4 protein-coding genes are annotated in these 7,473 nt (G+C 72.7%); all 4 read right to left on the reverse strand.

Annotation, left to right across the window (positions count from 1 at the left end; translation table 11 throughout):
- Positions 1 to 2: 2 nt before the first annotated feature.
- The 4 genes from ACFXAZ_RS31320 to ACFXAZ_RS31335 all read right to left on the reverse strand — a co-directional run bounded on the left by ACFXAZ_RS31320 (position 3) and on the right by ACFXAZ_RS31335 (position 7,202).
- Positions 3 to 2,507 carry a DNA translocase FtsK gene (locus tag ACFXAZ_RS31320; RefSeq protein WP_384598025.1) on the reverse strand — a complete coding sequence of 835 codons (2,505 nt, stop codon included), beginning with the start codon at positions 2,505 to 2,507 and terminating at the stop codon, positions 3 to 5.
- Between the two features lie 115 nt (positions 2,508 to 2,622).
- Positions 2,623 to 4,791, reverse strand: coding sequence for a hypothetical protein (locus ACFXAZ_RS31325; protein ID WP_384598027.1), 2,169 nt, complete (start codon positions 4,789 to 4,791; stop codon positions 2,623 to 2,625).
- Positions 4,792 to 5,154: 363 nt separating this feature from the next.
- Positions 5,155 to 6,933 carry a DUF2637 domain-containing protein gene (locus ACFXAZ_RS31330; protein ID WP_384598029.1) on the reverse strand — a complete coding sequence of 593 codons (1,779 nt, stop codon included), beginning with the start codon at positions 6,931 to 6,933 and terminating at the stop codon, positions 5,155 to 5,157.
- On the reverse strand, positions 6,930 to 7,202 hold the full coding sequence (locus tag ACFXAZ_RS31335; RefSeq protein ID WP_384598031.1) for a hypothetical protein: 273 nt from the start codon (positions 7,200 to 7,202) through the stop codon (positions 6,930 to 6,932). The genes ACFXAZ_RS31330 and ACFXAZ_RS31335 overlap by 4 nt, the downstream gene beginning before the upstream one ends.
- Positions 7,203 to 7,473: the final 271 nt, after the last annotated feature.

Consider the following 7,473-nt stretch of genomic DNA (forward strand, 5'->3'; position numbering starts at 1 on the left):
CGCTACTCCTTCGGGTCGGTGGCGTGGGACGTGAGTCCGGCCGCGGTCATGTCGGCGTGGCTGATGCCCAGTTCGCGTGCGAGCCGGGCGAGGGCGTCGACCTGGTGGCCGGGCAGGACGAGGACGTCTCGTGCCTGGCTGCCGTGGGCGGGGCCGACGATGGCGAGCTGGTGCAGGACGTCGAGGACCTGCCCAGCCAGTGCCCAGCCGATGCGGAGCTTGCGCTGGAGCATCGGCGCGGTGGCGAACTGCGTGGCGATGACGAGTTCGGCGGCCTGGAGGACGAGGAGTCCGTCCTCTCCCTCCGGCAGGCCGGGACGCGGCTGGGCGTCCGGCACGGGGCCGTCCGGGCCGGCCGGTGCCGCCGGGTCTGATGCCGCCGTGTCCGGAACCTGTGCCGCAGGTGGGGCCGGTGATGTGGCCTGCTGGGCGGCGGTGCGGGAGATGTAGCGGGTGTACTGGCCGCTGGTGTCCGCGACGACCTTGCCTTCCTCGGCCCACTTCGCCATCCAGCCGCGAACGGTCCGCTCCGCGGGGACACCGTCGTCGCCGAGCGCTTTGCGCAGCGCGGTGTGGAGTTCCTTCGGGGTGCAGCCGGTTGTGCCCGCGGCGGTCAGGAGCTCCAGTCCTGTCTCACGCGGGTCGGTGGGACGGGGCTGGAGCGGAACGACGTTCTGCGGAACGGCCCGCACAGGCTCCGGGTCCGGGTCCGCCGGGTCCGGGTCGGCGGGGACCGCGCCCGGTCCGGTGTCCGCTCCGGCGAGGGCGGCGTCAACGGCGGCGAACAGCTCGGCCGCAGAGCTGCCGAACCCCTCGTACCCGGACGGCACCGAGCCCTCGTCCGGGAAGGAAGTGGAGGCGGGTGCGGGGGTGATGGCGGTGGTGGTGTCGATCAGCTCTCCGGCGTTGTCGACGGCGTGCTGCGCGGACTCGGTGAGGGTCTGGCCCTGGTAGAGGACGGGCAGGGCGCGGGCCCAGCGCTGCGGATACAGCGCGCCGGACTGGACGTTGGCGGAGAGGGGGTCGAGGGCGGGGCGGCGGGCGGAGGTCGCGGCGCACACCTTGTCGGTGATCTCGTCCGTGATGTACCACGCCTTGAAGGCGGCCGGCTTCTTCGGTCCGAGGCGGGTGTGCAGGGTCCAGCCGGACCCGGCGACCGGCGCGTCCTTCGGGTCGAGCTTGATGTACCCGGGGAAGAGGTAGGCGAGTTCTTCCGCGTCGCTCACGGTCATGCCGACCCGCCACTTCGCCTGGAGCTTCATCGCGGCGGTGATGACGTCCTGGGTGCCGCGCAGCCCGCAGGTCAGGGTGCGGACCCGCATCGCGCGGCCCTCGTTGATGACCTTGTCGAGGAGTTCCTTGACGTCGTGGGGGAGGGAGGCGGTCTCGTCGCAGATGATGACGATGCCGGGGATGTCGCCGGTGATGGGGAGCTTGTTGTCGGACTTCTTCTCCCGCATGAGCTTCTGGTAGCCGGCCTTGCGGGCGGCGATGATCTCCCCGGCCATCGTCAGCATCAGCTTGGCCTCGGCGAGGTCGTGGGCGATCCAGTCCACCACCGGCGCCGTGGCGATTCCCTCGGTGGCCCAGGGGGTGATCCAGGGGAGTGCGACGCCGCCGCCGGTGATGTCGATCGCCCAGATCAGCGCGTCCGGCATCCGGGCGAGCTGGGCGGTGACGACGCGCAGCGTGTTGGTCTTCCCGGCGTCGGTCTCGCCGACGAGGACACCGCAGTCGTTGCACAGCGACCCCAGGGCGGGCTGGCCGTCGCGGTGCAGTCCGAACGGGAACCGCTCGGTCAGGGTGAGGTCGCTGTAGTCGTCCGGGTAGGGGAGGTCCTGGGAGACGACGTCTTCGAGGGTGACGTCGATCAGAATGGTGCCCCGGTTGGCGCCCGGGGCGATCTCGACGCCGCATCCGTCCGGGAGGCGCATGTCCGCCGCGCACTTGGGCCCGTACCCGGCCAGGTCGTCGGCGGTGGTGCCGCCCGGCGGGAGGTCCATCTCGACGGTGTAGCCGACCTTCCCGGGCCAGTGCCGCACGTCCTTGCCGTGGCAGCCCTCGATCCGGGCGACCCGCTCCAGCCGGTCCTCCCAGTCCTTGAGGATTCCGACCGACTCCCGGCGCAGCAGCATCAGGGCCTTGCGCTCGGAGCGGGTCTCCTCGGTGCGGTTGACACTGGCGTTGAGGGCGAGGCCGACGGCGGCGACGCCGAGGCCGGACGCCCAGCCGGTCATGGTCAGGGGAGCTGCGGCGAGTGCCCAGGAGGTCCAGGCCCCGGCGGTGAGCCAGGTCAGGGCCCGGGTGGTGAGGGTGCCGGTGGTGGTGGACTGCCTGATGTCCCAGGCGGCTCCGGCGGTGGCGGCTCCGGCGAGGGTGACGGCGGCGGCCTGCCAGGGCATCCCGGTCAGCGGGGCCAGCATCACCGCGGTCGCTGCGGTCTCACCGGCGTATCCGAGAAAGGCGGGGTGACCGGGGGGCGGCGACCAGTCCCACTGACGCGACATGACGAACTCCATCCATAGAAATAGGGGGTGATGAGGAAGGCAGAGCGGGAGAGAAAAGGGCGGTGGCCGCCCGTGTTCCACGGGCGGCCACCAGGTGGTGCAAGGGGGAGCGGGGTCAGCGGGGGGTGTTCCACATCTCCTCGGACGACCGTCCCTTGCGCGGGTTCACGTTGTGGCTGATCTCGCGGCGGTGGTCGTGGGCGAAGAGCTTCGCGGCCATCGCCGCGTCGTCGGCCGCCGCGCGGAGCGTGGCGGTGATCGTGCCGAGCTCGTCGGTCACCCGGTCGTCGACGGGGTAGACGTCGCGGGTGCGGGTGTGCAGGAGGGACACCGAGTCGGCCAGCGACGCCAGCCCCAGGCTCATGCCCTCGTACTCGGCGCCGACCTGCATCATGTGGACCGGCTCGAACGTCCGGTACAGCGCGGACATCAGGACGCACCCGGACTCGATCCGGCCCGGCATGAACATCACCGCCTCCGGCACCGCCGCCCCATTCGGGGTGACGTTCCACATCCACTCGCCCGTCCGCGGATGGAGGATCCGCTCGATGTCGAACGCGTGCGCCGCCCGGAAGAGGACGACCATGTCGTCGGCGCGGGCGGCGGCGTTCGCAGTGCGCTGCGCGGCTTCGGCCAGCTTCACCAGGGCCCGCTTGCTGCACGGGTACCTGCGGTCCGAGGCAACGGCCATGTCCCGGACGGTGGCGGCCGTGGCCCGCAGGGCATTGGGCAGCCCGGCGTACTCGGCCGCGACCTCCATCATCGAGCGCGGCCGGTATCCGGCGTAGGAGGCGTGGCTCGCGGACATGGCGAGGGCGAACTTGCTGTTCTTGCCGTCGAGGACGGCGCTGCTGGTGTCGAGGCTGGAACCCATGGATGTGTCGGTGTCCTTCCGGGGGTCGTTGACGGTGAGGTTGAGCTGCTCGGCGCGAGCGTCGGCGTCGTGCCGGGCCCGGGAGCGGCGGAAGAAGCGGCGCCAGATCCGCCCGGCGATCCGGACGGGGAAGAGGAAGCCGTGCAAGGGGTCCCGGTGCTTGGTGAACAGCCTCCAGGTCCCCCAGAGGATGCCGAGGGGGAGGGTGGCCAGCCCGGTAAGTGCGGCGAGGAGCCCGGCGCCGGCGCAGCGGGCCCAGTGCCCGGTCTTGCGGAGCACCAGGCGCCGCCACCGGTAGACCCGGCCCGGCACCTTCCCGGCCGCAGTGCCGGATCCGGAGCCGCCCTTCGCCGCCGCCTTCGCCTTCTTGGTGCGGCGCAGCCTGTTCATCCAGGACCGCGCGGTGTTCAACATGCGGGAGACCCGCGAGCGGCCGCCCGTCTTCGGCGTCTTCGGCGTCTTCGAGGTCTTCGGGGTTGTGGCGGGGTCGGGCGTCTTCGGGGCGGTGGTGTTCGTCGTGCCGCCGCCGTTGTTCACGTCGCGGCGGCGGAGCTTGCCGAGCGCGCTCTTGACGCCCTGCCAGGCCCCGCCACTCCCGTTGGTTCCACCGGTTCCGTTCTTGCGGTGACGGCCGCCGTTCGGCGAACCGCCCCCGTTCCGCCCGCCACCGGAGCCTCCGGGGCGGCCCGGACCGGTGCCGTTCATGCCGCCGCTGTTCTTGTTCAGCCTGCCGCCCGGGGTGTTCAACCTGCCGCCGTTCTTGTTCAGACCGCCACGCGGACCACCCGGCGAGCCCGGGGAGCCGGGCGCGATTCCGCCCCTGCCGGAGGCTCCCCGGCCCGTCCCGGACGCTCCGGGAGAGCGGCCGTTCAACCCTCCGGCCCGGCCGTTCAACCCGCCGGAGCGGTTGTTCATCCGGCCTCCCGAGCTGCCACCGGATGATCCGGCGCCGCCGCGACTGCCGCGCCCGGATGATCCGCTGACGCGTCCGGTGCCGAGGAGGCCGCCGCCCCGGCCGGACCGCCCGGACTGCCCCGTGCCGCCGCCGGTGGCGGAGCCGGACCGGTTGCGGGCGGCGTCCCGGGCCGCCCTGCGGGCGGCGGCAGCGTTCTTCTTCCTCCGGCCGGCCAGCGCGGCGAGCCCGACCGCCGCCCCGACGCCCGCGGCGGCGGCGAGGCCGGGAACCCCGGCGGCGGTGTAGGCCGCGCCCAGGGTCGTTCCGGTTGCGTTCGTTCCGTGGACAAGGAGCGGGACCGCGCGGGTCCGGCCGCGGCGCGGCGCCGGGGGCTCCGGAACGGGCGCGGGGGCCGGGTCCGGGGCGGCCTGGACCACGGTGGTGCCAGCGGCCGAGGTGTCGGCCGCAGGGGTGCCGGGGGTCTGCTGGGGGTCAAGGGTCGCGGTGTCTGCCACGACGGCTCTCCTCACTGACCGTAGCGGCGAGGCGAGGCGAGGCGAGGCCAGGCGAGCACCAGACCCCCCTTCCACCCGTGTCGGAGCCGTCCGAGGCGGGGGTTGGGGGTGTTCCGGCTCGCCTCGCCTGGCCTCGCCTCGCCTCGCCGCTACAGTCCGTAGCTGAATCAAGGGGGGCGGTCAGGGGGAATTGAGGGCAGGGAGCGGCGATTGCCGGTCGGGTACGGGTCGTGCCGGGGGCCTGGCGGCCACGGCCGGCCCCGCACCACCTGTGTCCCGGGGTGTGATGCCGGGGCAGGGGGCGCGGGGGCGACCGTGAGGGCCAGGAGCAGTGCTCCAGCGAAGGGGACGGGCGATTCCGTTTCAGGCGGCGGACTGCTCCGGGACCGAACCGTCGCCGCCCTCCTTCCCAAGAAGCTCGACGGCGCGGTTCTTGCGGTCCTGGGCGGTGCCGGTGGAGGTGCCCAGCTCGTCGGCGATGACGCGGACGGTGACCGCGCTCTCACCCCGGGCCCGGATCATGGCGACGACCCGCTGGGTGTCCCAGTCGGTCTGATTCATGCGGGCCAGGGCCGCGGCCTGGACTGCCCGGGCCTCGAACTCCTTGATACGTGCCTGGTGCCCGGCGGCCTCCTCCTTCGCCTTCTCCTCCCGGGCGAGCGAGGCGGCGGTCTCCTCGCGGTCCAGCTGCGCCAGCCTGTCGGCTTCCGCCTCCCGGGCGCGGTGCTCGGCCGTGATCCGCTCGTGGTCGGCGGCCTCGGCCAGGGCCTTGTTCGCCGCGGCTTCGGCGGCGGCCAGGCGCTGCTCCTCCTCGACGAGACCGGCCTGGCGGGCGATCTCGTCGCGGCGGGCGCGGGCGGAGGCGTCGGCGGCGATACGGCGCTCGGCCTCGGTGGCCTGAGCGGTCATCTGCTGCTGCTCCAGTCCCCAGGCGGACTGCGCCTTCTCCCGCTCGATCCGGGCCAGGATACGGCGCTTCTCGGCCTCGTCCGCGAGGTCCTGGACGCGGGCCGCGGCCTCGTCCTCCTTGAGCTTGAGCGCGTGGACCCGCTCGGACTCGCGGAGTTGAGCATCGGCCTCGGCCCGTTGAATCTCGGCCTGAGCCTCGCGTTCCGCTTCGGCTTTGGCGATCTTCAGCTGGCCCTCGGCGCGGATCTTGTCGACCTCCGCCTGAATCTTCGCGGTCCCGATCTGAACACCGGCGGCGACCTTCTGAATCTCGGCCTCCGCCCTTTGAACGGCCGCGTCCGCGTCCCGCTTCAGCCTCTTGGTCTCCTCCAGCAGGGGCACTCCCAGGGAGCGCTCCACGCTGAACCCGAACGGGGCCAGCTTGAACGGCAGCAGTTCGTTCGCCGTCGCCTTTGAACGCCACTCCTTCGTGCCGTACTTCTGGCGCAGACCCTCCCGATAGATCCTGATCTGCTGGTGCTGGGAAACGGCCTCCGTATAGGGGAGGTGGTAGAGCCGCATCCGGCGGGAGAGGCCGGCGGTGGACAGCGGGGCGAGCAGCCAGCGGGCGAGCGGCACCGATCCGAGCGGCGTCTCGCCGGCCAGGAGGTCGGCCATCCGGCCGATGTAGTGGCGGGCGGCCTCCACGGCGACGATGAACAGGACCGGGATCACGCCGTGCATCGAGGCGGCGAGCGGGTCGTCCATCACCGGGCCGGGCGGGGCGGCGGCGTTGAACGCCACGGTGGCCGCGGTCAGGGCGTGGGCCGTCCAGCGCAGGATCGGCAGCGGCATCCGCTTGCGCATCATGTAGAGGTCAAGCGCCAGGAGCACCAGGATCCCGGCGTCGATCCCGATCGGGAACGCGTACGAGAAGTCACCGAACCCCTTGCCCATCGCGAGGTTCTTCAGCGTGGTGTAGGAGCCGGTGAACCCGATCCCGGCGAGCACCAGGCCGCCGACCCCGGCGATGACGGCGAGTGCCCTCATCGTGCGCGGGTCGTCCCCGGCCTCGTCCTCGTCCTGCGGGGCGGGCGCGGGCTCCGGGGTGTCCGGCTCGGAGCCGGACTCCGGCACAGGGTCGCCATGGTCGGGGTCGGGGTGGCCGGCCGGGCCGGGGTCGGCGAACCAGGGGCGCGGCTCGTCGGCGGCCGGGGCCGGGTCGGGCTTGCGGATGTCGACGGGGGCGCTCATGGGCTGCTCTCCGGGTCGTCGTGCGATTCGGTCAGGAAGAAGGGGTCCAGGGCCAGTCCGACGCACAGCCGGACCACGCCGAACACGGCGAGGGCGACCGTCAGGTGCAGGACGGTGGGCCACAGGCCGTTGGCGAACAGGTCCAGCAGCGCCAGGACGGCGGCAGTCAGCGCGATGACCGTGGCCGCCAGGGCGGGCAGCGGGCTGCGCTCCGCGTACGCCTCGGCGGCGGACTTGTCGAGATCGAGGGTGGTGGCGGCGGTGCTCACGGGGCACCCCCGCTGGTAGCGTTGAGCATGCGATTCGCTCCTTGTCAGCGGTCGCGGGAACAAAGATTGAGGAGAGGCCCCCTAGCCGGGGCCTCTTTTCTTTGCCGAGCCATCTCCGGCTCTCCGGCTCCGTCACGACCACACAGGTGGTGACGGGGCGGGAGAACCGCCGGGGCCCGCGCTCAGGGGGCTGGCGGGGGCCGGGGGGGGTCGCGCGCTGGGGGGGTGGTGTGGTGTTTGGGGAGGGGGTTGTGTTAGCCAGCCAAATGAC

Source organism: Streptomyces sp. NPDC059477 (assembly GCF_042749375.1).
Classification (GTDB): domain Bacteria; phylum Actinomycetota; class Actinomycetes; order Streptomycetales; family Streptomycetaceae; genus Streptomyces.

What these genes read in the sequence shown, in the direction of transcription:
- ACFXAZ_RS31320 (WP_384598025.1), bottom strand. Translation starts at nt 2,507, where the DNA reads ATGTCGCGTCAGTGGGACTGGTCGCCGCCCCCCGGTCACCCCGCCTTT.
- ACFXAZ_RS31330 (WP_384598029.1), bottom strand. Translation starts at nt 6,933, where the DNA reads ATGAGCGCCCCCGTCGACATCCGCAAGCCCGACCCGGCCCCGGCCGCC.